The 25,942-nt window shown below is 74.4% G+C and carries 23 protein-coding genes and 2 pseudogenes; 13 read left to right on the top strand and 12 right to left on the bottom strand.

Translation table 11 applies throughout. The annotated features are described in order from the left end of the window. The first annotated feature begins 144 nt into the window (after window positions 1–144). From HNR61_RS20465 to HNR61_RS20455, 3 genes are all read left to right on the top strand, one after another. Window positions 145–1,413 (top strand): MFS transporter, encoded by a 1,269-nt coding sequence (locus tag HNR61_RS20465; RefSeq protein ID WP_312897999.1) that lies wholly within the window; start codon window positions 145–147, stop codon window positions 1,411–1,413. A 294-nt stretch (window positions 1,414–1,707) separates the two neighbouring features. Then, window positions 1,708–3,039: a proprotein convertase P-domain-containing protein gene (locus HNR61_RS20460; protein ID WP_220509585.1), complete on the top strand. Its 1,332-nt coding sequence runs from the start codon at window positions 1,708–1,710 to the stop codon at window positions 3,037–3,039. A 76-nt stretch (window positions 3,040–3,115) separates the two neighbouring features. Next, on the top strand, window positions 3,116–4,042 hold the full coding sequence (locus HNR61_RS20455) for a helix-turn-helix domain-containing protein (RefSeq protein ID WP_182844786.1): 927 nt from the start codon (window positions 3,116–3,118) through the stop codon (window positions 4,040–4,042). Window positions 4,043–4,109: 67 nt separating this feature from the next. Here the strand turns inward: HNR61_RS20455 and HNR61_RS20450 are convergent, their stop codons facing one another. Continuing rightward, a complete protein-coding gene (locus HNR61_RS20450; protein WP_182844785.1) occupies window positions 4,110–5,468 on the bottom strand; it encodes a M20/M25/M40 family metallo-hydrolase in 1,359 nt (452 codons plus the stop codon). A gap of 259 nt (window positions 5,469–5,727) precedes the next feature. Here HNR61_RS20450 and HNR61_RS20445 point away from each other — a divergent pair, with 259 nt between their 5' ends. The 3 genes from HNR61_RS20445 to HNR61_RS20435 all read left to right on the top strand — a co-directional run bounded on the left by HNR61_RS20445 (window position 5,728) and on the right by HNR61_RS20435 (window position 8,891). Continuing rightward, complete coding sequence (locus HNR61_RS20445; RefSeq protein ID WP_312897998.1) at window positions 5,728–6,615, top strand: ATP-binding cassette domain-containing protein; 888 nt, start codon at window positions 5,728–5,730, stop codon at window positions 6,613–6,615. A gap of 72 nt (window positions 6,616–6,687) precedes the next feature. Then, window positions 6,688–7,272, top strand: coding sequence for a TetR/AcrR family transcriptional regulator (locus tag HNR61_RS20440; RefSeq protein WP_182844784.1), 585 nt, complete (start codon window positions 6,688–6,690; stop codon window positions 7,270–7,272). 113 nt (window positions 7,273–7,385) lie between these two features. After that, complete coding sequence (locus HNR61_RS20435; protein ID WP_182844783.1) at window positions 7,386–8,891, top strand: RtcB family protein; 1,506 nt, start codon at window positions 7,386–7,388, stop codon at window positions 8,889–8,891. Here the strand turns inward: HNR61_RS20435 and HNR61_RS20430 are convergent. Both HNR61_RS20430 and HNR61_RS20425 read right to left on the bottom strand, forming a co-directional pair. After that, window positions 8,881–9,297: a DUF6463 family protein gene (locus HNR61_RS20430; protein ID WP_182844782.1), complete on the bottom strand. Its 417-nt coding sequence runs from the start codon at window positions 9,295–9,297 to the stop codon at window positions 8,881–8,883. The two genes, HNR61_RS20435 and HNR61_RS20430, sit on opposite strands and share 11 nt — an antisense overlap. A 10-nt stretch (window positions 9,298–9,307) precedes the next feature. Then, complete coding sequence (locus HNR61_RS20425; protein ID WP_182844781.1) at window positions 9,308–9,871, bottom strand: TetR/AcrR family transcriptional regulator; 564 nt, start codon at window positions 9,869–9,871, stop codon at window positions 9,308–9,310. 133 nt (window positions 9,872–10,004) lie between these two features. Between HNR61_RS20425 and HNR61_RS20420 the strand changes: the two genes are divergently transcribed. After that, entirely contained in the window at window positions 10,005–11,186 is a 1,182-nt protein-coding gene (locus HNR61_RS20420; RefSeq protein ID WP_182844780.1) for an acyl-CoA dehydrogenase family protein, read from the top strand. A 59-nt stretch (window positions 11,187–11,245) separates the two neighbouring features. Here the strand turns inward: HNR61_RS20420 and HNR61_RS20415 are convergent, their stop codons facing one another. Next, a complete protein-coding gene (locus HNR61_RS20415) occupies window positions 11,246–11,806 on the bottom strand; it encodes a CHAP domain-containing protein (protein ID WP_182844779.1) in 561 nt (186 codons plus the stop codon). Between the two features lie 414 nt (window positions 11,807–12,220). Here HNR61_RS20415 and HNR61_RS20410 point away from each other — a divergent pair, with 414 nt between their 5' ends. Genes HNR61_RS20410 through HNR61_RS49260 form a run of 3 tightly spaced genes read left to right on the top strand, consistent with a single transcriptional unit; the run spans window position 12,221 to window position 15,576 of the window. Then, window positions 12,221–13,543 (top strand): MFS transporter, encoded by a 1,323-nt coding sequence (locus HNR61_RS20410; RefSeq protein ID WP_312897997.1) that lies wholly within the window; start codon window positions 12,221–12,223, stop codon window positions 13,541–13,543. Window positions 13,544–13,553: 10 nt separating this feature from the next. Further along, window positions 13,554–14,225, top strand: a complete 672-nt coding sequence (locus HNR61_RS20405) for a response regulator transcription factor (protein WP_182844778.1) — start codon at window positions 13,554–13,556, stop codon at window positions 14,223–14,225. A gap of 10 nt (window positions 14,226–14,235) precedes the next feature. Further along, entirely contained in the window at window positions 14,236–15,576 is a 1,341-nt protein-coding gene (locus tag HNR61_RS49260) for a sensor histidine kinase (protein WP_182844777.1), read from the top strand. 18 nt (window positions 15,577–15,594) lie between these two features. Here the strand turns inward: HNR61_RS49260 and HNR61_RS20395 are convergent, their stop codons facing one another. The 3 genes and pseudogenes from HNR61_RS20395 to HNR61_RS20390 form a co-directional block, all read right to left on the bottom strand. Next, the gene (locus HNR61_RS20395) at window positions 15,595–16,512 is read right to left on the bottom strand and encodes a TAXI family TRAP transporter solute-binding subunit (RefSeq protein WP_182844776.1); all 918 of its coding nucleotides are present in this window, start codon (window positions 16,510–16,512) and stop codon (window positions 15,595–15,597) included. 98 nt (window positions 16,513–16,610) lie between these two features. Next, window positions 16,611–16,793 (bottom strand): annotated as a pseudogene (locus tag HNR61_RS50480) (hypothetical protein); the annotation flags it as partial. Window positions 16,794–16,897: 104 nt separating this feature from the next. Further along, window positions 16,898–17,554: pseudogene (locus HNR61_RS20390) on the bottom strand (AMP-binding protein); the annotation flags it as partial. Between the two features lie 118 nt (window positions 17,555–17,672). On the opposite strand from HNR61_RS20390, the gene HNR61_RS20385 reads away from it, so the two are divergent. Continuing rightward, window positions 17,673–18,107: an SRPBCC family protein gene (locus tag HNR61_RS20385; protein ID WP_182844774.1), complete on the top strand. Its 435-nt coding sequence runs from the start codon at window positions 17,673–17,675 to the stop codon at window positions 18,105–18,107. Between the two features lie 22 nt (window positions 18,108–18,129). Here HNR61_RS20385 and HNR61_RS20380 read toward each other — a convergent pair whose 3' ends face one another. From HNR61_RS20380 to HNR61_RS20370, 3 genes are all read right to left on the bottom strand, one after another. Next, window positions 18,130–18,939 (bottom strand): enoyl-CoA hydratase/isomerase family protein, encoded by an 810-nt coding sequence (locus HNR61_RS20380; protein WP_182844773.1) that lies wholly within the window; start codon window positions 18,937–18,939, stop codon window positions 18,130–18,132. Window positions 18,940–19,032: 93 nt separating this feature from the next. After that, a complete protein-coding gene (locus HNR61_RS20375) occupies window positions 19,033–19,989 on the bottom strand; it encodes an alpha/beta hydrolase (protein WP_182844772.1) in 957 nt (318 codons plus the stop codon). A gap of 90 nt (window positions 19,990–20,079) precedes the next feature. Then, on the bottom strand, window positions 20,080–20,805 hold the full coding sequence (locus HNR61_RS20370; protein ID WP_182844771.1) for a gamma-glutamyl-gamma-aminobutyrate hydrolase family protein: 726 nt from the start codon (window positions 20,803–20,805) through the stop codon (window positions 20,080–20,082). A gap of 601 nt (window positions 20,806–21,406) precedes the next feature. Between HNR61_RS20370 and HNR61_RS20365 the strand changes: the two genes are divergently transcribed. Beyond that, window positions 21,407–22,564, top strand: coding sequence for a globin domain-containing protein (locus tag HNR61_RS20365; protein ID WP_182844770.1), 1,158 nt, complete (start codon window positions 21,407–21,409; stop codon window positions 22,562–22,564). A gap of 102 nt (window positions 22,565–22,666) precedes the next feature. Here HNR61_RS20365 and HNR61_RS20360 read toward each other — a convergent pair whose 3' ends face one another. Together HNR61_RS20360 and HNR61_RS20355 are read right to left on the bottom strand one after the other, a co-directional pair. Then, on the bottom strand, window positions 22,667–23,725 hold the full coding sequence (locus tag HNR61_RS20360; RefSeq protein WP_182844769.1) for an MBL fold metallo-hydrolase: 1,059 nt from the start codon (window positions 23,723–23,725) through the stop codon (window positions 22,667–22,669). Window positions 23,726–23,798: 73 nt separating this feature from the next. After that, window positions 23,799–24,635 carry a helix-turn-helix domain-containing protein gene (locus tag HNR61_RS20355; protein ID WP_182845180.1) on the bottom strand — a complete coding sequence of 279 codons (837 nt, stop codon included), beginning with the start codon at window positions 24,633–24,635 and terminating at the stop codon, window positions 23,799–23,801. Between the two features lie 197 nt (window positions 24,636–24,832). On the opposite strand from HNR61_RS20355, the gene HNR61_RS20350 reads away from it, so the two are divergent. Further along, window positions 24,833–25,927 carry a WD40/YVTN/BNR-like repeat-containing protein gene (locus HNR61_RS20350; RefSeq protein WP_182844768.1) on the top strand — a complete coding sequence of 365 codons (1,095 nt, stop codon included), beginning with the start codon at window positions 24,833–24,835 and terminating at the stop codon, window positions 25,925–25,927. The last annotated feature ends 15 nt before the right edge of the window (window positions 25,928–25,942 follow it).

The following is a 25,942-nucleotide window of genomic DNA, read 5'->3' as shown; positions in this document are numbered from 1 at the left end:
GTATAAGTGATGCGTATCACCAGCCCCGTTCCGGCGGTCCGGCCTCCCCTGACGCCGGGCTCCGGAGCCCTTCCCCGGCCCCTTGCGAGGAGAAGTCATGAGGACCCTCGGCCCCTGTCCCCGTGTCCCCCGGCGGAGCCGGCGGTGACCGCCGTCGGTGCGGCGTCCGCCGCCACCGGAGTCCCGGCTCCCGGCCGCCAGCGCGGCCTGATGCCGCTGCTGCTGAGCGGCAACCTGCTGCTGTTCTCGATGTACGGCGGCGTGGTCAGCATCCTGCTGCCGCTGCAGATCGAGAGGCTCGACCCGGCGAACAAGGTCGCCAACCTGGGCCTGGTCACCGGCATCGGCGCGGTCTTCGCGACCCTGCTCAACCCGATCGGCGGCGCGCTGTCGGACCGCAGCCGGTCCCGGTTCGGCCGCCGCAACCCGTTCCTGCTCGGCGGCGCGGTGCTGGCCCTGGCGTTCCTGACGGTCATGGGCTCCGCCTCCGGCCTCGCCATGATCATCGTGGGCTGGTGCCTGGCCCAGGGCATGGGCAACGTCTACCAGGCCGCGGTCACCGCGATCGTGCCCGACCGGGTGCCCCGGGAGCGGCGCGGCCTGGCCTCGGCGATGGCGGGGGCCGGGATGAACCTCGGCATCCTGCTCGGGGTGCTGGTCGCCGGGCGCTTCACCCGGTCGATCGACGTGGGCTACGTCGTGCTGGGCGGCCTGCTGGTCGCCGCCGCGGTCGCGCTGGTCGCCCTCACCCACGACCCGCGCCCGCACGAGCTGGCCGCCGACGTCGCCGGACGCCGCTCGTCGCCGGCCGGTGACCTGAGGTCGTTCCTGTCGGCGTTGCGGCACCGCGACTTCCTGTGGGTGTTCCTGGGCCGCGCCATGATCACCCTGGGGTACTTCAGCATCCTGGGCTACCTGATGTACATGCTGAAGGACCACATCGGCGTGCCCCGGGGCATGGACCCGGCCAACGCGGTGGCGGTCCTCACCATGATCTCCACGGTGGCCTCGGTGCTGGCGACCCTGGTCGGCGGTCCGCTGTCGGACCGGCTGGACCGCCGCAAGATGTTCGTCTTCGTCTCCAGCATGGGCTGCGCGGGCTCGCTGCTGCTGCCGCTGCTGTCGCCGAGCTGGACGACGATGATGCTCTTCATGGCGGTCAACGGCCTGTTCTTCGGCGTCTACATGGCCGTCGACACCGCGATGGTCACCCTGGTGCTGCCCTCCCAGGGCGACGCCGCCCGCGACATGGGCGTGCTCAACATCGCCAACGCCGGACCCCAGATCGTGTCCCCGTTCGTCGCCTCGGTGATCATCAACAGCCTCGGCGGGTACTCCTCGCTCTACATCGTGGCCGCCGTGCTGGCGGTGGCCGGGGCGCTGGCGATCCTCCCCGTCCGAAGCGTGCGCTGACCGCCCCCGGCCGGGCGCCGCCGCGCGAATCTAAAGATTCAGTTTCGCGGCGGCGTCCGGTCGCGGATTTTTCGGTTCCGGCCCTCCCGGCGGCCCGCCGGATGCGCTCCCACCTGCGCCCAAACCTGCCGGACCGATCCCGGCCGGATCGAATTTCCAGTTTTTAGACTGCCGGTTTCAGGTTTTCGGCTTTTCGCTCGTCCGTCTCCTTGATCCCGTCCGGGCGGCGGCGCACGCTGCCTCGCGGCGGCGTCACCGGGGGCTCGCCGCCGCTCCCGACCGAAGGAGACAGCCATGAGAACACGGATGCGGGCCCTCGGAGCGGCGCTCGCGACGGGCCTCGCCACCACCCTCACCGCCGCCCTCGCCACCGCTCTCCCGGCGGGCGCGGCGTCCGCCCCGGCCCCGGAGCTGGAGCCGACCGTCCGGGCCGCCATGGACGCCGCGCTCTCCGGGAAGGCGCGCGGGTCCTACGGCGTGCCCGCCACGACCCCCCTGCGGACGCTGGTGGAACCGCAGCGGTGGTCGCCGGACCGGCGGTGGGCGTTCGGCAGCGCGGCGTTCCTGATCCCTTCGGGCGTGGAGACCGCGCCGGTGACCGCGCTGTTCGTGGCCCGCCTCGACGGCCGTACCTGGACGGTGGGGTTGCAGGGCACCCCCCGGTTCGCGGCGCTCGCGCACGCCGCGCCCGCGCCGGTGGTCCGGGACGAGGAGCGCGTCCCGTTCGCCCGCACCGCCGAGGTGGGGTCGCTGTCGGCCGACACCGGCCTGTCGCTGCCGTGGAAGCAGGGCACCGGCTGGGGCCACTGGGGCGTGCACGGCAACAGCGGCCAGTCCCGCCCCTACAACTCGATCGACTTCTTCGGCGGCGACGGCAACGTCCTCGCCTCGCGCGCCGGGACGATGTACCGGCACTGCACGAGCGGCGGACGCTGGCCCTACATCACCGTCGTGCACGACGACGGGTACACCACCGGCTACTACCACCTGCGCGACACCACCGCAAAGGCCAGCGGCAGCGCCGTGCGGCTCGGCGAGTACCTGGGCCGCATCGCCGAGGAGCTGCCGTGCGGCGGGTCCGCCAACGGCGACCACGTCCACTGGACGCTGTGGTCGGGCTCGGGCGCCAACACCCCGGTCGCGGTGCAGGGCAAGACCATCGGCGGGTGGACCTGGTACGAGGGCTCCTCGGCCTACGCCGGGTACGCCCAGCGCGGCACGACGCGCATCTACCGCAACGCCTGCTGCAACCTCATCAACCACGGCGGCGGCGGTGACCCGGGCCGGGTCTTCGAGAACGCCGAGAACGTCACCATCCCCGACCGGGGAACCGCCGAGTCCACCATCACCGTGACCGGGATCCCGGGCAACGCGCCCAGGGCGTTGAGCGTGTTCCAGGACATCCACCACACCTGGCGCGGCGACGTGGAGATCGACCTGGTCGGGCCGAGCGGGCGCGCCTACCGGCTGCGCGACCGCGACGCCGACGACGACGCCGACATCATCCACGAGACCGACACCGTCGACGCCTCCGCCGAGACCGCCAACGGGACCTGGAGGCTGCGGGTGCGCGACGTCGACGTCAACGACAGCGGCCACATCGACGCCTGGAGCCTGACGTTCTGATCCCCTCGGCCCACCCCTCGACGGCGTGGCGCGGACGCCGGTACCGTTCGTGATCATCGGCCGTCAGGAGGTCCGCATGACGTCCACGACGCGTCCGGCCGCTCCGGAGGTGCCGCGCGCGGCCCCGTTCGACGAGGCGCTGCGCGCGGCGATCCGCGCCCGGGGGCTGAGCCTGGAACGGCTGCACGCCCGGCTCGCCGACCGCGGCATCCGGGTGAGCCTGGCCAGCCTGTCCAACTGGCAGCGCGGCCGGTGCCGCCCCGAGCGGTCGCACTCGCTGCACGCGGTGCGGGCGCTGGAGCAGATCCTCGGCGTTCCGGAGGACTCCCTGGTGTCCCGGCTGGGGCCGCCGCGCCCGCGCGGCCGGTGGGTGCGGCACGTGCCGGGCGCGCTGCCCTACCGGGAGGTGTGCCCGGTCCACGCCAGCGTGGACCGGCTGCTGGAGCAGATCGACGGGCCCGGCGACGGGCGGCTGGAGTGGCTGAGCTGCCACGAGCGGTTCCGCGTCGGGCCGGACCGCCGGGAGGTCGGGGTGCGCACGCGGCTGGTGCTGCGGGCGCTGGCCGACGGCGTGGACCGGCATGTCGCGCTGCACTACAACGAGCTGGGGCTCCTGCCGGAGCTGCGCGGCACCGCCTACTGCCGGGCGGGCCGCACGCGCACCGACCGCGCCGACGGCGTGACGGCGGTGGAGCTGCTGTTCGAACGGCCGCTGGAACGCGGCGAGACGACGGTGGTGGAGTACGAGTTCGGCTACGGGGAGGACGCGCCGCTCACCACGTTCTACCGGCGGTGGTTCCGGTTCCCGGCGCACGACTACCTGTTGCAGGTGCAGTTCGACGCGGCGGCGCTGCCCGCGCGCTGCTACCGCGACTGGCAGCCGAACGTGTCCACCGAACCGACCGATCTGCAGGAGCTGCGGCTGACCGGCTCGCACACCGCGCACCTGGCCGACGTCGACATCCGGCCCGGGGTGCACGGCGTGCGGTGGGAGTGGGACTGAGCCGCCGGGATCGAGGAGGCTGGACCGGGCGGCGGCCGAAGCGGGGCCGCCGCCCTGTCCCCGCCGGTCAGCGGTGGCGCGCCACCTCGTAGGCGGCGCAGCCGATCAGTTCCAGGGACACCTGGAGGCGCTCCAGGCTGATGTTGCCGCGCACGGTGTCCTCGGGGGTGTGGTAGACCGGCTCCAGCTGGCTGGGGGCCTCGCCGCCGCGCCAGCTGAAGTTGCCCGCCGCGATGCCGCGCTCGGCGAACGACTGGTGGTCGCTCGCGCCGCGGGCGACCGGGCCCTTGGTCTGGTCGACGTAGCCGAGGCGCTCGGCCGCGCCCTGGATCGCGGTGGTGGTCGTGTTGGGCTTGCCGTCCAGCGACAGCAGCCAGTAGGTGCCCGCCGGCGGGTGGCTGGTGGCGACCATGTCGTTCTGGAAGCAGCCGCTGATCGCCTTGACCCCGGCGTCGTCGAGCCCCTTGACGTAGTGGCGCGAGCCGACCAGGCCGAGCTCCTCGGCGCCCCACAGGTAGATGCGCAGGTCCTGCTGGATGGGCAGGCGGCGCAGCGCGCGGGCCAGCTCCAGGCACAGCGCGGTGCCGCTGCCGTCGTCGTTGCCGCCGGGCGAGCCGGGGACGCTGTCGTAGTGGGCGCTGATGATGACGGCCTTGCCCTCGGGGTTGGGCAGGTTCGCCTTGCGCTCGGCCAGCACGTTGTAGGAGGTCAGGTTGGTGTGCTTGGTGGCCTTCAGCGACAGCTTCCGCATCCCCTTGCGGATCTCCGCGCCGTGGTACTCGGCGATGCCGAGCACCGGGATCGCCACCTCCTGCTTGAGGACCGGCGTGAAGGTGGCGGCCTTGCGCTCGGGGAAGCTGGCGCTGCGGACGTTGACGATCAGGACCGCGGCGGCGCCCCTGGCGGCGGCGGCCACGGCCTGGTCGGTCTCCTTGTCGGCCACCCGCGTGAACACCGCGATCTTGCCGGTCAGGTCGGCGGTGACCGTGGTGGCGGCGCCCAGGTCCACGAGGTCGCCCCGGACGCGGCCGGTGCCGCCCTGCAGCGAGCCGGGGGCCTGCCAGTGGGCGTCGCGGCCCCACATCTCGGCGAGGATCTTGTCGGGCACCGGGAACGGCTGGAGCTTCACCTTGTAGCCCAGGTCGCGCAGCACCCGCTGGGTGTACCAGGCGGCGCGGTGCTCGGAGTCGGTCCCGGCGATGCGCCAGCCGATCTGGTCGCTGAGCACCCGCAGGTGCCGCAGCGCGCGGCGGGCGTCGACGCGGGCGACCACGGCCTTGTCGCCGGTGGTCAGCGCGGGGCCGTGGGAGGCCCCGGGGCGCTGCCGGGTCACGGCGGCGGCCGTGCCGGGCAGCAGGCCGACGGTGGCGAATCCGGCGAACGCCGCGGCCCCGGCCAGCAGATCACGGCGGTTGACCTCGGTCATGCGTCTCCTCGGAGTCGGGCAGGCGGGCAACGCCGCCCGGCCCGGATCGCGGGCCTGGTCGTCGTCGACCGCTGCAGGATCAGGGCGTCCTGTTGGCCGCGAACCTACGGAATGTCGCATTCGTCCGGCAAGATCAGGACCGACGTGCAACCGAAACGTGATCGATCCGGTCGGCCGGCCCCGTTCCCCCTCCCCCATTGGTCCATTGCCTCCCCACCGGGCCGATCGGTATCGTGGCCGGACGAGTGATCCACATCACGTGATCCGCATCACGGCCGCCCCGCGACGACGCACCGGGAGGCGATGGAGCGTGCTCACCCCGCTGCCCATCCCGACGCTGCCCGACCCCGCACCGGTCCTGCCCGCGAACGGGCCCGGACCCGGTCCCGAGGCCGGGGAGGGCCTGCGGGCCATGGGCGTCACGGTCCGGTTCGGCGGGACGACCGCCGTGGACGGCGCGGCCCTGACCGCGCCGCCGGGCACCGTCACCGGCCTGGTCGGCCCGGCCGGGTCGGGCAAGACGACGCTGTGCGACGTCCTCACGGGGCTGTGCCGTCCGGCGCGCGGCACCGTCCGGCTGGACGGCGCGGAGCTGACCGGCCGCCCCCCGCACGAGCGCGCCCGGTGCGGGCTGGCCCGCACCTTCCAGCGGCCGACCGCGTTCTGGTCGCTGACGGTGCGGGAGAACGTGCGGCTCGCGGCGGAGATCCACGCGGTCACCCGGCGCCCGCCGGGCCGGTCGGCGCGCGACCGGTGGCGGCGGCGCCGGGCGGCGCGGCACGCGGCCGGCGAGGTCGCCGACGCGCTGCTGGAGCGGGTCGGGATCGCCGCCTACGCGCAGCGCCCCGCCGGGTCCGTGCCGCCGGAGGTGGCGCGGCTGCTGGAGCTGGCGCGGGCGCTGGCGGCGCGGCCCCGCGCGCTGGTGCTGGACGAGCCGTGGGCGGACCTGTCCGAGCCCCGGGGCCGGGCGCTGGAGGTGCTGGTGCGGGACCTGGCCGCCGAGGGCCCGGCGGTGCTGCTCACCGGCTCGGACCTGGAGGCGCTGATCGGCGTGTGCGACGTGCTGTACGTGCTGGACGCCGGGCGGGTCGTCGCCTCGGGCCCGCCGGTGGAGGTGCGCGCCGACCCGCGCGTCAGGTCGCTGTGACCCGCGCGGGCGGAGCGTGACGATAATGGAGCCGGGGGGACGGTACGGCACCCGTTCACCTGGAGGAACGTCATGACCACCGCTGGGCGCCCCGTGCGCGAGGCCCTCATCGACGCCGCCGCCGACCTGCTCGTCCAGCGCGGGTACCGGGCGGTGCGGATGCGTGACGTCGCCGCGGCCGCCGGGGTGAGCCGCCAGACCGTCTACAACGAGTTCGGCGACAAGTGGGGCCTGGCCCAGGCGGTGGTGCTGCGCGACCACGAACGCTATCTCGACGGCATCGACCACGTGCTGAGCGGCCACGACGACCTGTACTCGGCGGTGGAGGCGGCGGTGCTGTTCACCCTGGAGCTGTCGGCCGACGACCCGCTGAAGAAGACCGTGCTGACCGGGACCGACGGCGAGGAGCTGCTGCCGCTGCTGACGACCCGGGCCCAGCCGGTGCTGTTCGCCGCCAAGGAGCGGCTCGTCGAGCACGCCCTGCGCCAGTGGCCGGAACTGGACCGGGAGGCGTTCACCGAGATCGCCGACACGGCCGTCCGGCTCGCGATGAGCCACATCGTGCTGCCCGCCGAGCCGCCCGAGCGCGTCGCCCGGATGATCGCCCGCACCGTCACCCGTTATCTGGACATCCCGGAAAAACCGCTGGTCCCCTGAGGGCGCGCCCCGTTACGCTGGGCCCCACCTCGCGGCTGCTGAACCGGAGGCACCCCGACGCCACCGAGCGTCCCGTTCGCCACGCCCTCAAGCAGCCCCGAAGGATCCCTCTCTTGCGCACCCGTCAGGACCACCGTCTCGAACGCCTCGACGACCACTGGCTCCGCCTGCCCAACCGCTGGGACGTGCCGGTGGAGATCTGCGCCGGCCCCGGCGTCCCGCTGGAGCCCGCCGCCGTCGACGAGGCCCTCTCGCTCCTGGAGACCGCCGACACCCTGGCCCGGCTCGCCGAGGCCACCGGCTTCGACGGCCCCGAGCCCCGCATCACCCGCGTCGTCCTCACGCCCGACCTCCACAAGGGCGCGGGCATCCCCATCGGCACCGTCCTGGAGACCGAGAACGCCCTCCTCCCCCAGGCCGTCGGCAACGACGTCAACTGCGGCATGCGCCTGGAGGTCACCTCCCTGCGCGCCGACCGGGTGCGGTCCCGGCTGGACCGGCTGGAGAAGCGGCTCCGGCACCTGTTCTTCGAGGGCGGCCGCCGGGTGGCGCTCACGCCCGCGCAGCGCGAGGCGCTGCTGCGTGAGGGGCTGCCGGGCCTGCTCCTGACCGGGGACACCCCCTGGCGGGGCCTCCAGCCCACCGACGCCGACGACGCCGTGGACCGCGCCCACCTGCCGTGGTTCCCCGCGCGCACCGCCGAGGCGTTCGCCGACTGGATCGGCAGCGCGGGCGGCGCCAGCTACGACAGCATCATCGGCGGCATCGGCGGCGGCAACCACTTCGTGGAGCTGCAGTACGTGTCGGAGGTCCACGACCCGGCCGCGGCGCACGCCTGGGGGCTGACGCCGGGCACGGTCGTGCTGATGGCGCACAGCGGCTCCCTGTCGCTGGGGCACCAGGCCAACGGGACCGCGCTGGACCTGCTGCGCGCGGGCTGGCCCGCCGGGCTGCCCCGGCCGCGCAACGGGATCCTGCCGTTCCTGCCCGGCGAACGCACCGAGGCGGCGCGGCGGCGGTACCTGGACGCGTTCGCCAACGCGGCCAACTTCGCGCTCGGCAACCGCTTCTTCCTCGCCCTGACGATGCGCGCCGGGCTGGCCGCCGAGTACGGGGAGCTGACGTCGCGGCCGCTGTACGACGCGCCGCACAACCTGTTCTGGCCGGACGGGGACCGGACCGTCCACCGCAAGGGCGCGACCCCGGCCGGGGGTCACGCCGAGACGGCGGGCGGGCCGCACGCCCTGTGGGGCGAGCCGGTCATCGTGCCGGGGTCGATGGGCGCGTCGAGCTTCGTGCTGCGCGGGCACGGCAACCCGCGGTCCCTGGCCAGCGCGTGCCACGGCGCGGGCCGCCGCGTCCCGCGCGGGGCGACCGCGCGGGGCGGCGACGCCGAGCTGGACGCGTTCCTGCGGGAGTTCCGGATCGTGACGCCGCTGGACCACCGCGACCCGCTGGTGGCGCGCCGCTCCGATGTGATGGCGGCGTGGCGGCGCGACCTGAAGCAGGAGGCCCCGTGGGCCTACAAGGACATCGGCCCGGTGGTGTCCTCCCTGGCCGCGGGCGGCGTCGCCACCCCGGTCGCCGAGCTGCGCCCGCTGCTGACGGTCAAGGGGTGACCGGCTCCGTCCGGTCCGGAGCGGCCTGCGCCCCGGCCGGGCGGTGGGGGGCGCGGCGCGACCAGGCCGCCAGCAGGCCCGCGGCCAGCACCAGCCAGCCGCCGGAGGCGGGATCGACGACGATCATGGTGCCGCCGATGACCACCAGGTAGACGGCCACCTGGCGCGGGACGCGGCCGGTGGCGCGGACCGAGCGCGCGGCCAGGGTCCCGAGCGCGAGGAAGCCGATCCCGGCGTAGACGAACCACAGGGCCGCCTCGCGTTCGGGGACGCCGTCGATCCCGGCGACGACCCCGGCGCGGGCGATGTCCGCCCAGACGTCGGACTTCACCACGAAGGCGAAGACGGTGTGGATGACGGCGATCGCGATGATCAGCCGGGGCGTCCAGCGGGCCGGACCGTTCATGGAACCCTCCTCAGGGGGCGCGGTCACCGGCTCCGAGCCGGATGACCAGGTCGTACAGGCCGCGCAGGGCGCGGCCGGAGGCGGCGGGGACCAGATGGTCGGCGCCGATGGTGACCAGGTAGAGCAGCAGCGCGGTCTGTTCGGCCGCGGCGGGGTCGCCGGTGATCTCCTGCCACAGGTCGCGCAGGTAGGCCATGCGGGTGCGGTCGACCCGTTCCTGGAGCGCGCGGACCTCGGGGTCCTGCTGCGCCCAGGCGCGCACGGCGACCTCCAGGGCGGGGCCTCGGTCGTCGTCGCTCACCCGCTCGGCGAGCCGGTCCAGCCGGGCGCGCGCGGAACGGTCCGGGCCGCTGTCGGCGTACGCGATGTAGGCGGCGGTGCCCTCGGCCTCGATATGGGCCAGCAGCGCGGTCTTGTAACCGCCCATGCCCTTGAAGTGGTGGTAGAACGACCCCTTCGTCAGGCCGAGGCGCTCGGTGAGGCGCTCGATCGTCAACGCCGGGGCGCCGTGTTCGCCCAGGATGTCCAGCCCCGCCTCAAGCCAGTCGCGCTTGCCCGCCATCGCCCCCGCCATTCCATACGGTTTGGTACGTACCGACCATACCAAACCGTATGGGATGGCGTCATCCCACCCCCATGACCGGCGTCAGTGTCCACTTACCCCATCCGCTACGGTGGCCCTGACCGACGTTCTGAGGAGGCGCGAGGTGGACTTCGACCTGCCCGAGAGCGCGCTCGCGGTGCGCGAGGGCGTGCAGGCCATTGCCCGCAGGTACGACCAGGAGTACTGGAGCCGGTGCGACGCCGACCACCGCTGGCCCGAGGAGGTCTGGCGGGAGCTGGTCGCGGGCGGCTGGCACAGCCTCGCCATCCCCGAGGAGCACGGCGGCGCGGGCCAGGGCCTGCTGGAGCTGGCGGTGGCGCTGGAGAGCCTGGCGGCCGGGGGCGCGGGCGGCGCGGCCTCGTTCATGTACCTGCTGACCCCGGCGTTCGGCGGGCTGACCATCACCCGGCACGGGACCGAGGAGCAGCGGCGGGAGTTCCTGCCGAAGATCGCCTCCGGGGAGCTGGAGACCTGCTTCGCCATCACCGAGCCCGACGCGGGCAGCAACTCCATCAACATCACCACCCAGGCCCGCCGCGACGGCGGCCACTACGTGGTGAGCGGGCAGAAGATCTGGATCTCCGGGGTGGAGCGGGCCGACTTCCTGGTGCTGGTCACCCGCACCATCCCGGCGGCCGAGGCCCGCCCGCGCACCAACGGCTTCACGGTGCTGCTGGTGGACGTCAGGCAGGCCGTCGCCGAGGGCACCCTCACCTACCAGCCGATCCCCAAGCTGGGCACCAACACCGTGGCGTCCAGCATGGTGTTCCTGGACGGGGTGCGGGTCCCGGCCGACCGCGTGCTCGGCGCGGCCGACCAGGGCTTCGCGGTGCTGTGGGACATCCTCAACCCCGAACGCGTCCTGGCGGCGGCCAGCGGCGTCGGGTTCGGCGAACTCGTCCTGCGGGTCGCCGTGGACTACGCCACCGAGCGCGCGCCGTTCGGCACGCCGATCGGGGCCCACCAGGCGGTCGCGTTCCCGCTCGCCCGGATCAAGGCGCAGGTGGAGCTGGCCCGGCTGATGACCTACAAGGCCGCCTGGCTGTGGGACCGGGGCCGCCCCTGCGGCTCGGAGGCCAACATCGCCAAGCTGACCGCCGCCGACGCGGCCTGGCAGGCGGCCGACCGGGCGTTCCAGGCCCACGGCGGCATGGCGTACTCGCTGGAGTACCCGGTGGCGCGGATGTTCCGCGACGCGCGCATCGCCAAGAACATCCCGGTCGCCGAGGAACTGGTGCTGGCGCACATCGCCCAGCACGAGCTGGGGCTGCCGAAGTCCTACTAGAGGACCCGGGGAAAACGGAGACGCCGCCGGTCAGGGGACCGGCGGCGTCTTTCTGCCCTTTAGAAGAAGTGGATGTAGTTCTGCACGCTGCTGCGCTTGATCGTGCGGGTGCCGTAGCGGTGGGTCCCGCCCTTGTTGTACTCCTCGACCACGACGGTCGAACGGTTGACCCGCGCCACGTAGGCCACGTGACCGAACTTCCCGGCGTTCCACTGGGCGATGGCGCCGACCTTCGGGGTGCGGTTCACCTTGACGCGGGCACGGCGGGCGGCGTTGTCCCAGTTCTTGGCGTTGCCCCACTGGACGCCCCGGAAGTGGTTGTGGAACTTGACGCCGAGCCGCTGGCGGATCCGCCAGGCGGCGAAGGACACGCACTCGCGGCGGTAGAAGTTCCACGGGTCGGTCTTGTGCCAGGAACTCGTCTTGTAGGGGTAGTCGTTGACGATCTTGCGGTTGCAGGGCTTCTTGCAGGCGGCGGACGTGACCTCGGGAGCGGCGACGACGCTGGGAGCGGCCTTCGGCGCGGCCTTCGGGGCGGAGGCCGCGGCGGTGGCGGGGGCCGCCGGGAACAGGGCGGCGGAGGCGGAGACGACGACGGCGGTGGCGATCATCCGGTGCATGCGCATCTCTTTCGAGATCGACAGACGCGGGCGGGGGGTTCCGCCAGCGGGGCTGGACGGCCCCGAGCATGCCAACCGGCCGAGACCGCCCGACAGGGCCCCGCGCACTAACCGCCGCCCCGGAGAATAGAACGAAAGGGCCAGTTTGAATTCCGCGTTCCGGCGGTGTCCGCGGCGGAACGCGCCGTTCGCCGAACGGTCCGGCTCTATTCGGCCATGACATTGACGTATCTCATCACCGCCGAAAATCGCCGCCGCTGGTCACCGGGGGCGCGCTCCGCGGACGGGCGCACACGCACCCTCAGCCTCGCGTTGCCCCTGTGTTAACGGCAGGTTAGATAACCGGCCTCCCTCCTGGACGGTGACCTGAGTCACCGCGAAGCTCCTGCCTGCAACGACTCGGTAGGAGGTCCAGTGACGACGGTGAACAAGACCGCGCGCACGCCATGGCGGGCGATTCTCGGCGGCTCGGTCGGCAACATGGTCGAGTGGTACGACTGGTTCGTCTACGCCAGCTTCGCCACCTACTTCGCCGCCTCCTTCTTCCCCAAGGGGAACCCCACCGCGCAGCTGCTGAACACCGCCGGGATCTTCGCGGTCGGGTTCTTCATGCGGCCGATCGGCGGCTGGCTGCTGGGGCGGTTCGCCGACCGCAGGGGCCGCAAGGCGGCGCTGACGGCGACGGTCATGCTGATGTCGGGCAGCGCCCTGCTGATCGCCATCGCCCCGACCTACGAGTCGGTCGGCTACTTCGGCGCGGTGGTGCTGCTGGTCGCGCGGCTCATGCAGGGGCTGTCGGTCGGCGGCGAGTACGCCGCCAGCGCCACCTACCTCACCGAGGCGACCCCGCCGGGCAAGCGCGGCTTCGCCTCCAGCTTCCAGTACGTCTCCATGACCGCCGGCCAGCTGCTCGGCCTGGGCCTGCAGATCATCCTGCAGCGCACCATGAGCGAGGAGGCGCTGCACTCCTACGGCTGGCGGATCCCGTTCATCATCGGCGCGCTGGGCGCCGCCGTGGTGTTCTGGCTGCGCCGCAACCTCATGGAGACCGAGGCCTACGACGAGAAGGCCGCCGAGACCGGCGCCCAGCAGCGCGGCACCCTGCGCGCGCTGCTCCAGCACAAGCGGGAGTTCGTGCTGGTCATCGCCCTGACCATGGGCGGCACGCTGGCGTACTACACCTACACCACCTACCTGACCAAGTACCTGTCCAACACCGCCGGGCTGCCCAAGACCACCGCGTCGGTGGTCAGCTTCTGCGCGCTGTTCATCTTCATGCTGCTGCAGCCGCTGGCCGGGGCGCTGTCGGACCGGATCGGCCGCCGCCCGCTGCTGATCGCGTTCGGGATCGGCGCGACGCTGGGCACCGTGCCGCTGATGACGGCGCTGTCGAACGTCGAGGACTTCGCCGGCGCGCTGCTGCTGTCGCTGGCCGGGCTGGTGATCGTCACCGGCTACACCTCGATCAACGCGGTGGTGAAGGCCGAGATGTTCCCCACCCACGTGCGGGCGCTGGGCGTGGCGCTGCCGTACGCGATCGCCAACGCGCTGTTCGGCGGCACCGCCGAGTACGTGGCGCTGTGGTTCAAGGACTCCGGGATCGAGTCGGGCTTCTACTGGTACGTCGCCGGGTGCGCGGCGGTGTCGCTGGTGGTCTACGTGTTCATGCGCGAGACCCGCGACGCGGCGCTGTCGCGGCGCGAGGAGGCGGCCGAGCCGGTGCCCGAACGCGTCTAGTCTGGCCCGCATGCGTGTGCTGCTGGTCGAGGACGACGACCGTCTGGCGTCCGCCCTCACCACCGCCCTGGCCCGGCACGGCCACCAGGTCGTGCGGGCCGGGCTCGCCGTCGACGCCCTCCGCCTGGCGGGGGGCGTCGACTTCGTGCTGCTGGACCTGGGGCTGCCCGACGGCGACGGCCTGGACGCGCTGCGCCGGGTCCGCCAGGTGTCCACCGTGCCGATCATCGTGGTGACGGCCCGGACCGGGGAGCGCGACGTGCTGCGCGGGCTGCGGTCGGGCGCCGACGACTACCTGGTCAAGCCGTTCCGGACGAGCGAGCTGATGGCGCGGATGGAGGCGGTGGTGCGGCGCGGCACCCGGGCGCTGCCCGCCCGGCCGCAGGTGGTGACGGTCGGGGACGTGCGCGTGGACCTGGAGTCCCGCCGGGTGACGGTCGCGGGCCGGGAGGTGGCGCTGACCCGGCGCGAGTTCGACGTGCTGGCGTTCCTGGCGCGCGAGCCCGGCGTGGTGCGCGGCCGCGAGGAGATCCTGGACGCGGTGTGGGGCGACCCGCTGCTGTCGGCGTCGCGGTCGCTGGACGTGCACGTGGCGGGGCTGCGGTCCAAGACCGGGCGGCCGGGGCTGGTGGAGACGCTGCGCGGGACCGGGTACCGGCTGGGGGTCCCGGAACCGTCATGATCGGTACCGCATGAGGTTCCGGCTGGTCGTGACGTTCACGACGTTGATCGCGCTGGTCATCGCGGGGCTGGCGGTGCCGCTGGGCTGGGCCTACGCCTCGCACCGCACCGGGCGGCTGCTGCTGGACCGGCGCGCCGACGCCACCCGCTTCGCCGAGCTCGCCGACCGGGCGGCGCGCGAGGCGGACTGGACGCCGCTGTCCGCCGAGGTCACCCGGTACGCCGGGCTGTACGGCGCGGCGGTGCGGATCCGCGACCGCGACGGCCGGGTGGTCGCGGCGGGCGGGACGCTGACCGGCGACGACCGGGAGGCGGCGCGGCGGGCGCTGTCGGGCCGCACCACCGAGCAGCTTCCGACGGTGACGCCGTTCGGGCCGCCGTTGGTGCTGGTCGCCGAGCCCGCCGGGCGCGACGCGCAGGTGGCGGGAGCGGTGCTGGTGCAGGCCCCCACGGCGCGGGCGCAGCGGGACGTGGCGCTGGTGTGGGCGGCGCTGGCCGCCGTCGCGCTGGTGGCGCTGGCCGGGTCGGTGCTGGTGGCGCGGCGGCTGGCGGGCTGGATCCTGCGTCCGGTGAGCGAGCTGGACCGCACCACCCGGGAGCTGACCGAGGGCCGGATGGAGGCGCGGGCGTCGGCGGGCGGCCCGGCGGAGCTGCGGCGGCTGGAGGAGCGGTTCAACGCGATGGCCGACGCGGTGTCGGCCGCGATCGAGCGGCAGCGGGCGTTCGTCGCCGACGCCTCCCACGAGCTGCGCACCCCGCTGACGGTGCTGTCGCTGCGGCTGGAGAACCTGCAACCCCATCTGGACGCGGCGGGCGAGGCCGAGTACGAGGAGGCGTTCGCCGAGGTGGACCGGCTGGCGGCGCTGGTGGACGACCTGCTGGCGCTGGCGCGCGTGGAGGCCGGGGCGATCGCGCGGGAGGTGGAGGTGGTCGCCGAGCTGGAGCCCCGGCTGGCGGGCTGGCGCGAGGTGTACGCCGCCAGGGGGCTGACGCTCACCGCCGACCTGCCCGCCGAGCGCCGGGTGCTGGCGGTGCCCGAGGCGGTGGCGCGGATCGCCGACATCGCCCTGGACAACGCCGGGAAGTTCGTCCCCGAGGGCGGCACCGTCGCCGTGACGCTGGAGGGCACGACGCTGCGGATCGCCGACGACGGGCCGGGGTTGCCGGAGGAGGAGCGCGCCGCCGCGGTGCACCGGTTCTGGCGGTCCGGCGCGCACGCCAACGTCCCCGGCAGCGGGCTGGGCCTGGCGATCGCCGCCGAGCTGGCCCGCGCCAGCGGCGCCGGGCTGGAGCTGCTGCCGGGCGATCCGCGCGGGCTGGTGGTGGAGCTGCGGCTGACCCCTCGGCCTTAGGGCCGGTCAGCCATGGGGTCAGCCGTAGACCGACCGGTAGTAGCGGGCCGCGCCCGGGTGCAGCGGCACCGTGCCGGTGCCGATGGCGTACCGCCGGTCGAGCCGCCCGCCGGGCGCGTCGGGCGCCTGCAGCCGGTCCCGGCGGGCGAACAGCAGCTCGGTCACCGCGTGGGCGTCGCGGCCGGGCAGGTCCGCCCGGCACACCAGGTAGCTGGCGGTGCCGATGGTCGCCACCGGCGCCCCGGCCCCGTAGGAGCGGGCGGGCACCGTCGCGCTCTCGTAGACCGCGCCGTAGGCGCGGCGCAGCGGCGCCACCAGCCGGTCGAGCGGCACCAGCCGCACCGGGGTGTGGCGGGCGAACGCGTCCAGGGCCGCCGTGGGCACCCCGCCGGACCAGAAGAACGCCGCGATCCGTCCCTGCCGCAGCGCGGCGAGCGAGTCGTCTAGGCCGAGCCGCAGCGTCCGCGCGGGCTCGCGCAGCCCGGCCGAGGCCAGCACCCGCGCGGCGGTGACGGAGGTCCCCGACCCCTGCGCGCCGATCGAGACCGGGCGGCCCGCCAGGTCGGCCGGGGCCCGCACCGGCGAGCCGGCCGGGACCACCAGGTGCACGTAGTTGAGGTACACGCGGGCCAGCGCGGCGACGGGGCGGCGGTGCAGCCGCACCGCGTCGTCGGCGCTGTCGGCCAGCGCGAACCCCAGGTCGGCGCGGCCAGCCGCCAGCAGCTCCAGGTTCGCCACGCTCGCCGCCGTCGGGACGACCTGGACGCGGCGCCCGGCGCGGCGCAGCTCGGCCGCCAGCCGGTCGCCGAGCACGCCGTAGGGGCCGCCCGCCGGGCCGGTGGCCAGCCGCAGCGGCGCGGCGTCGCCGCCACCGCCGGTGCAGCCCGCCGCCGCACCGGCGGTGAGCAGCAGGAACGCGCGGCGGGACAGGGACATGGGGGAACGTTACCCGCCCGACTCGGGCAGCCGGCGGCGTACCCGGCCATCACGCCGGCGCCGCGCAGCAGCTCGCCGACCGCGCCGGGGCCGTCCGCGCCGTCGACGGCCAGGTCGAACGGCGGCAGCGGGCGGCCGACCGTGCCGGGGCGCTCCAGCTCGTCGGCCAGGGTGGAGACGGTGACGAGGTTGCCCGCCTCGGTGGACCCGTAGACGCCCCGGTAGTCGATGCCGAGGTCGCGCAGGGAGCGCAGGGTGGCGGCGCGTTCGGTGCCGGCCATGCCGAAGACCAGGCGCAGCGCGCGGCCGGTGCCGGCCGGGAGGACCGCGACGGTGGCGCGGTGCTCGGCCACCAGCGGCCACAGCGTCCCGGGCGACGGATCGGGGGCAGCACGACGGTGCCGCCGACCGCCAGGTGGCCGAGGGCCGCCCCGTACCCGGCGACGTGGAACAGCGGCAGCGCGCCCAGCAGCACGTCGTCGCCGGTCAGGCCGAACGCCTGCACGGCGTTGGCGGTGGCCGCCGCCCAGCCGCGGTTGGTGAGCAGGCAGCCCTTCGGGCGGCCGGTGGTGCCGGAGGTGTAGAGCTGGATGACCGGGGCGTCGGGGGCGGGACGCGGCGCGTCGGTGCCGGGGGCGGCGGCCAGGTCGCGTTCCAGGCCGGGGCCCGGCGTCCAGCAGGTCAGCTCCGTTAGGCCGCCGGCGCGGGCCAGGTCCGCCAGCGTGGGGTGGACGATCGCGTGCCGGGCGGCGGCGTCGGCGACCTGGAAGCGGATCTCGTCGGGGGCCAGCCGCACGTTCAGCGGGACGACCACCGCGCCGAGCAGGGACGCGGCGAACGCGGCCTCGATCGCCTCGGGGGCGTTCACGGTGAGCAGCGCGATCCGGTCGCCGTGCCGCACTCCCCCGCCGGCCAGCAGCCGCCGCCAGCGCAGGACGCGTTCGTGCAGCTCGCGGTAGGTGCGCCCGCGCCCGTCCCAGGCGAACGCGGTGCGGTCCGGCCACAGGGTCGCGCCCCGGTGGGCGAGGTCGCCGAGCAGCATGCCCGCATCCTCCCGAACGGAATTCGGCCGGGTCAAGGGCCCGGTGTTGCCCAGATCACACCGCCTGGAGCAGCATGGGGTCGTCGATCACCACCCCGCGACGCCGAGGAGGGCGCCCATGCCCAGGTCCTACGCCAGTGCCGTGCTCAACGCCCCCGCCGACCGGGTCTGGGCCTACCTGCGGGACTTCGGCAACCTCGCCGAGTGGATGCCGGGCGTGGAGACCGTCGCGATCGAGGACGGCGGCCCGGCCGACCGGATCGGCTGCGTGCGCCGCGTCATCGGGCCCAACGGCACGGTCTTCCGCGAGCGGCTGGCGGGCCTGGACGACGCCGGAAGCTCCTACTGGTACGACACCCTGGAGGCCCCGCTGCCGATCCGCGGCGCGCGCGGGCGGCTGCGCGTCGCCCCGGTGACCGACACCGACCAGGCGTTCGTGGAGTGGTGGAGCGACTTCTCGGCCGACGCCGGCGACGAGGAGGCGATGGAGAAGACGCTGCGCACCGCCATCTACGCCATCGGGCTGGGGGCGCTGCGCAGGCGCTTCGGCTGATCCGGGCCGCCGGGCCGGGCCGTCAGCGGAACTTCGGCGGGCGCTTCTCGCGCAGGGCCGTCACGCCCTCGCGCACGTCGGGGCCGCTGAAGCCCAGGAACTCCAGCGCCAGCGAGGCGTCGAAGCTCGGGCCCGCCAGGCGCAGCCAGTTGTTGAGGGCGTGCTTGGTGAACCGGATCGCCTCGGCCGCGCCCTCGGCGAGGCGCACGGCGACCTCCAGGGCGCGCTCGTGCACCCGGTCGTCGTCCACGCACACGCTGACCAGGCCGATGCGTTCGGCCTCCTCTCCGGTCAGCGTCTCGCACAGCAGCAGGTGGTACTTGGCCTTGGCCATGCCGCACAGCAGCGGCCAGACGATGGCGGCGTGGTCCCCGGCGGCGACGCCGAGCCGGGTGTGCCCATCGATGATCTTCGCGGTGCGGCCCGCCACCGAGACGTCGGCCAGCAGCGCCACCGCCAGGCCCGCGCCGACCGCCGGGCCCTGGATCGCGCTGACCACCGGCTTGGAGCAGTCGATCACGTTCATCACGATGTCGCGGGCCTCGCGCCAGATCCGCGAGCGCACCGCGTGGTCGGCCATCATCTCCTCGATCATGGCCAGGTCGCCGCCCGCCGAGAACGCCGTGCCCTCGCCCCGCACCAGCACCGCGCGCACCGCCTCGTCGGCGTCGGCGTCCCGCCAGATCCGGGCCAGCTCGCCGTGCCCGACGGTGTCCACCGCGTTCAGCCTCCCGGGCGTGGAGAGGGTGACCCGCAGCACGCCCGGCGCGGCCCAGTCCAGCCTGAGCCGCTGGTAGGAGTCGTACCTGGGGTCTCCGGTGGCGTTGTTCATCGCTGTCTCCCGCACCCTTCCGGGGCGCCTCGGCGGCGCCGCCCTCCCTCGTCGCGCGCTCCCGGCCCCGGCCGCCGCGCCCCGCGGGGACGGTCAGGCCGCGTCCTCGCGCGCGGGCCCGGTGATCGACCGGAACGCCGCGCGCAATCGTCGCACAGCCAGTTCCCACGCCTCGGCACCGGCGTCGAAGATCTCCGGCATCAGGAAGAACGAGTGCACCACCCCGTCGTAGCGGCGCGACTCGACGGGCACCCCGGCGGCGGTCAGCCGCCGCGCGTACTCCTCGGCCTCGTCGCGCAGGATGTCGCACTCGGCGGTGATCACCGTGGCGGGGGCCAGGCCCGACAGGTCGGCGGCGCTCAGCGGGGCCAGCCGGGGGTCGGCCGGGTCGGCGCTCCCCCGGTACATCTCCATGAAGCGGGCCATCGCCGCCGCGTCCAGGCCGTAGCCCTCGGCGTACTCGCGCCAGCTGGGGGTGGAGCGCGCGGTGTCGGTGACCGGGTAGACCAGCAGCTGGTGCGCCAGGCGGACGCCGCGCTCGCGGGCCAGCAGCGCGACCACGGCGGCCAGGTTGCCGCCCGCGCTGTCCCCGGCGACCGCGACCGCCGCGGGGTCGGCCCCGAACCGCCCGGGGTCCCCGGCCACGGCGGCCGCCGCCGCCCAGGCGTCCTCGACCGCCGCCGGGAACGGGTGCTCGGGGGCCAGCCGGTAGTCCACGCTGACGACAGCGCAGCCCACCCGCGCCGCCAGTTCGCGGCAGGGCACGTCCACGCTCTCCAGGCCGCCCAGCACCCAGCCGCCCCCGTGCAGGTAGACCAGCGCGGGCAGCGGCGCGCCGTCCAGCGGGCGGGGGCGGTACAGGCGCACCGGAACGGGCCCGGCCGCACCCGGCACGGTCAGGTCGGCCACGTGCGGCAGTTCCCGGCGGCGCACGGGGAGCACCGTCTCCAGCCGCCGGCGGGTCTCCTCGATCGTCGGCTCGGGCTCGCCGGTCGCCGTCCAGGCGCGCAACTGCCGCAGGAACTCCACGGTCTGCGGGTGCAACGCCATGTGACGACCTCCCCCGGAGCGACAAAAGGATCGTCCACGACATTTCCCACCGACGCGTCGATCAATCCGGGGGGCGCCGGCGGCCCGGGGTCAGCGTCCGGCGGACTCGGCGACCAGGGCGTCGAACAGCCGCCGGTCGTCGCCCTCCTCCGGGTGCCACTGCACGCCCAGCCCGAACCGGTGGCCCTGCAGCTCCACGGCCTCCACCACCTGGTCGTCGGCCCAGGCGACCGCGGCCAGGCCCTTGCCCAGCTTCCCCACCGCCTGGTGGTGGTAGGTCGGCACGTCGGCGACCTCCCCCACGATCTTGCCGAGCAGGCTGGCGCCGCCGATCCGCACCCGGTGCGCGCCCATCTTCCCCTCGGTGGGCCGGTGCCCCTGGTGGCCGACCACGTCGGGCAGGTGCTGGATCAGGTCGCCGCCGCGCGCCACGTTCAGCACCTGCATGCCCCGGCAGATCGCCAGGAACGGCAGGTCGGCCGCCACCGCCGCGCGCAGCAGCGCGATCTCGAACCGGTCGCGCTGCGGCTGCGGCGGCCCGGTCTCGGCGTGCCGCGCCGCGCCGTACAGCTGCGGGTCCAGGTCGCCGCCGCCCGCGAACACGATGCCGTCCAGCCCCGCGACCACCCGGTCCACGCCGCGCAGCCCGCCGGTCGGCGGCAGCAGGACCGGCGCTCCCCCGGCCCGTTCCACCATGCGCACGTAGGGCGCCGGAAGCAGCGCCGCCTCCCGCACCCAGCTCCCCCAGCGGGCCGGCTCGAGGTAGGTGGTGACGCCGATGAGCGGCACCGCTCCCCCGCGGGTCTCCTCTTGCATGCCTTCCCCTCCTGCCGTACGCCGGCCACGGTCCACCGTCCCCACCCGTTCCCGGGTTTCGGACAGTCCCTCCCCTGGCCTGATACCGGTCAGCTTGCCGCACGGTCCCGGCTCACGCGGGCGGAAGCGGATAGATCGCTCCAAGTACCGGCCTTCCGGACGCGCCCCGGTCCGCCCCTCCTCGCACCGGCCCGCGCCGGCCCGCCGCCGCGCCCCCGACCCCGAGAATTGAGAATTCTTCTTCTCGGGTTGAGGATCCTCCTCCACCTTGACTGACCGCACACACGATCTCATCAGGACGAGTCAAAAATCCGCCGCGACCCGCCGGCGACCTCCGTTCACATTCCGGACCGATCATCGGCGCATCGCACCCCGCCAGCGGATACTGGTAAGTATATTTATCCTTCGCCGACTATCGGTGATTACGGAGAATCATGAGGTGATTACCCTTCGCATGACTGTGCGCGGGTTGATGAGAAACGGTTGAGTACCAGGGACTTTGGGTGCGAGAATCACACCGAGTCGGGCACCCCGAGGGCGATCGGAGACGCCGGGGGACGTCGGGGCCGGCCCACAATTGCCAAGGGGGCGAGCTTGGCCTATGTCCTTGGAACCCCGAATCGTCAAAGAGAGTTTCAACCGGATCGAACCCGACGGCGAAAAGGCGACCGCCTATTTCTACGGCCGTCTTTTCGCCGAGAATCCCCGACTGCGGGCGCTGTTCCCGCCCGCGATGGACCTGCAGCGCGACCGGCTGTTCCACGCGCTCACCAGGATCGTGTGGAGCCTGGACAGCCCGGAGACGCTGTCGGCCTATCTCGGCCAGCTGGGCCGCGACCACCGCAAGTTCGGGGTGCTGCGCGAGCACTACCCGGCCGTGGGCGACGCGCTGATCGCCACGCTGCGCAGGTTCGCCGCGGACGAGTGGACGCCCGAGGCGGAGGCGGCCTGGCGGGAGGCCTACCGGACCGCCGCGGCCATCATGGTCGACTCGGCCGAGCAGGACGCCGCGCAGTCGCCGCCCTGGTGGGTGGCCGAGGTGGTCGAGCATGACCGCCGCGCCCCCGACCTGGCGGTGATCACGCTGCGGACCGCGCAGCCGCTGCCGTACCGGGCCGGGCAGTACGTCACCGTGCAGACCGCGCGGTGGCCGAGGGTGTGGCGGCCCTACTCGATCGCCAACGCGCCGCGCTCGGACGGGCTGCTGCGGCTGCACGTGCGGGCCGTCCCCGGGGGCTGGGTGAGCGGCGCGCTGGTGCGGCACACCCGCCAGGGCGACACCGTGTCGCTCGGCCCGGCGATGGGCACCATGACCCTCGACCCCGACGGCGACCGCGACCTGCTGCTGGTGGCGGGCGGCACCGGCCTGTCACCGCTGAAGGCCATCGCCGAGCAGGTCATCATGGCGGGACGGCGACGCGACGTCCACCTGGTGGTGGGGGCCCGCACCGAACGCGACCTGTACGACCTGCCGGACCTCCGGCTGCTGGAGTCCTCCTACCCGTCGCTGCGGGTGGTGCCGGTGCTGTCGGACGAGCCGGACTCCGACGGCCCGCGGGGGCCGGTGTCCGACGCGCTGGAACGCCTCCACGACTGGGACGGGCACGACGCCTACGTCTCCGGCCCCGCCGACATGATCCGGCGGACGGTGGGCGAGCTGCAGCGTCTCGGGATGCCGCTGGAACGCGTCCACCACGACCTGCTGGAGGCGGACAAGCTGGCCGTGCCGTCCGTGCCCGCCAGCCCGTCCCGGCTCTGACCGCCGGGACCACCGGACCGGTCCCGGCCTGCGGCGCGGGCAGGCCGGGACCGCCCTCCCCGGACCGCCGCCGGGACGGGGAGGGCACGGGGCGGGAGGCGCTCAGGGCGGGACGGGCACCGCGCGCCACCGGAGCGGCGGGCCGCCGTCCACCGCGTCCACCCGGCCCTGCGCCTCCAGCATCACCAGGTGCGCCAGGGTCTCCAGCATCGCGGTGCGGCGCATGAACGGCCGGATCTCCTCCCACGGCCGCGACCAGGTCAGCCGCCGCGCCAGATCCCAGGCGGTCACGCCGTCGGCGCCGGCCCGCACCACCGCCAGCGCGATCTCGTCGAGCCGCGCGGTGTGGTGGGCGGCCAGGTCGGCGACCCGGTCGGCCAGCCCGGCGAAGCGGTACTCGTGCGCGGGCAGCACCTCCTCGGCGTCCAGCCCGCGCACCTTGTCCAGGGAGCCGTAGAAGTCGGCGAGCGGGTTGTGCCGCTGCTGCGGGTGCACGGTGATCGCCGGGGTGATGCGGGGCAGCACGTGGTCGCCCGACAGCAGCACCCGCCGGTCCGGCTCGAAGAAGCACACGTGGCCGGGCGAGTGGCCGGGCGTCCACACGGTGCGCAGGTTCCAGCCCGGCAGCGGCACCTGCTCGCCGTCCTCCAGCAGCAGCTCGGGATCGGTGTGGCGGACCAGCGGCAGCACGGCGCGCGACGCCTCGGCCAGCGGCCCGGCCTCGGCCTCGGGCACGCCGTGCAGCGTCATCTGCCGCCCGATCGCGGCGATCAGTCCGTCGAAGTCCCGGTAGCGTTCGCGCAGCAGGCCCGCGTCGGCCGGGTGCAGCGCCACCCACGCGCCCGACGCCTCCCGCACCCGCCCGGCCAGCCCGTAGTGGTCGGGGTGCAGATGGGTGACCAGCACCGCCTTCACGTCGGTGATCGCGTACCCGGCGGTGCCGAGCCCGCCGCACAGCGCCCGCCACGCCTCGGGAGTGTCCCATCCGGCGTCCACCAGCGCGATGCCGTCGGGCAGCTCCAGCCCGTAGACCAGCACGTAGCGCAGCGGGTTGTCGGGCAGCGGGACGGGGATCGACCACAGCCCGGGCCGCACCTGCTCCACCGGCGGGAGCACCTTCTCCTGCCACGCCTGGTGCTGCAGGTTCCCCGTGATCTTCATCGGCCCTCCCCGAACGCGGTTCGGCTCAGCTGTCTATCACGGCGCCGCCACCGGGGGACCGGCCGCCCCACCCTCACCCGCCCGCGCCCTCCCCCGCCGCGCGCCGCCGCAGGAACGCCGCGGTCGTCTCGTCGGCGGGCAGGAACGACTCGATCGCCAGCTCCGCCACCGTGATGTCGACCGGGGTCCCGAACGTGGCGATCGTGCTGAAGAACGACAGCTCCGCCTCCCCCACCCGCACCCGCAGCGGCACCAGCACCTCGTTGCCGGTCGGCGGCGCGAACGCCTCGGCCACCGGACCCGCCGCCGGGTAGTCGCGCAGCTCCCGGTAGAGCGCGGCCAGCGAGGCGTCGGCGGTGAGCGCCACGTGCCGCCGCACCCGGTCCACCATGTGGGCGCGCCACTGCGCCAGGTTGACGATGTTGCGGGCCATGCCCTCGGGATGCAGGCTGAGGCGCAGCACGTTCACCGGCGGCTCCAGCAGGTGCGGGGCCGCGCCCTCCAGGAACAGCGCCGCCGCCCCGTTGGCGTCGATGAGGTTCCAGAACCGGTCCACCACGACGGCCGGGTAGGGCTCGTGCCCGTTCAGGACCTGCCGCAACGCCGTGCGCACCGCGTCCATCCGGGGCTCCTCCATCGGGGTCTCGGCGTACACCGGCGCGTACCCGGCCGCGACCAGCAGCAGGTTGCGGTCGCGCAACGGGACCTCCAGGTGTTCGGCCAGCCTGAGCACCATCTCCCGGCTGGGCACCGACCGGCCGGTCTCCACGAAGCTCAGATGCCGGGTGGACACGTCGGCCGTGGAGGCCAGCTCCAGCTGGCTGAGGCGGCGGCGCTGCCGCCAGGCCCGCAGCTGCTCGCCCACCGGTCGCACGTCACCGAGGGAGGTCGTCACCGTCGCGGTCGTCATCGCTGTCACGCCGCCGACGCTAGCGGCACCGACGTCACGAGGACGATGACCCGGCAGGTAAAGGGCACGCCCGGCCGATGCCCCTCCGGCAGGGTTTTACCGATCCCGTCCCCGACCGTTGCGCGAGTCGCACGGCGGCCTTCCCGGCACCGTGCGACCATGGCCGGGACCGCGTCCCGCCCACCCGGGGAGACACCATGGACGACGTCGTCCTCGTCATCGGAACCCGCAAGGGGCTGTTCACCGCCCACAGCCGCCGGGGCCGCGCCGAGTGGGAGGTCGCGCCGGTCGCGTTCCCCTCCACGCCGGTCACCGCCGCCGCCGTCGACCCGGCCGACGGCCGGATCCTCGCCGCGGTCCACAGCCCGTTCTGGGGCGTCTCGCTGGTGGAGTCGCGCGACCACGGCCGCACCTGGAGCGAACCCGCCGGGGAGGACGACACCGCGCCGGTCGCGTTCCCGCCCTCCGCCGAGGCCTCCCTGAACGACATCTGGCAGCTGCGCTTCTCCCCCACCCAGCCCGACGTGGTGTACGCGGGCGTGGAACCGGCGGCGCTGTTCCGCTCCGAGGACGGCGGGCGCACGTTCTCCCTGGTCGAAGGGTTGTGGGACCACCCGCACCGCCCGCTGTGGCACCCCGGCGGCGGCGGGCTGTGCCTGCACACGGTCCTGCCGCACCCCAACGACCCGAACACCCTCGTCGTCGCGATCTCCACCGGCGGCGTCTACCGCACCACCGACGGCGGCGACACCTGGGAGCCCCGCAACCGGGGCATCCGCGCCGACTTCCTGCCCGAGGACCCCTACCCCGAGTACGGACAGTGCGTCCACAAGGTCGACTTCCATCCCGACGCCCCGCGCCGGCTGTTCCTGCAACACCACGGCGGCGTCTACCGCAGCGACGACGACGGGGAGTCCTGGACCCCCATCGACCAGGGCCTGCCCGCCGACTTCGGCTTCCCCCTGCTGGTCCACCCGCACCGGCCCGACACCGTCTACGTGCTGCCGCTCAACTCCGACGAGGACCGCGCCCCCGCCGGACACCACTACCAGGTCTGCCGCTCCGACGACGCGGGCGAGACCTGGCGGCCGCTCACCGAGGGACTGCCGGCGGAACCGTGCCACGCCTCGGTGCTGCGCGACGCGTTCTGCACCGACGCCGCCGACCCGGCGGGCCTGTACTTCGGCACCCGCGACGGCTGCGTGTACGCCAGCCGCGACGAGGGCGAGACGTGGACCGAGATCGTGCGGCACCTGCCCGACGTGCTGTGCGTGCGGGCGGCGGTGCTGTGACCGGTCCCGCCGGCC

This window comes from Actinomadura kijaniata, assembly GCF_014138665.1.
In the GTDB taxonomy this organism is placed as follows: domain Bacteria; phylum Actinomycetota; class Actinomycetes; order Streptosporangiales; family Streptosporangiaceae; genus Spirillospora; species Spirillospora kijaniata.
This window is presented reverse-complemented; position numbering and strand designations above follow the sequence as displayed.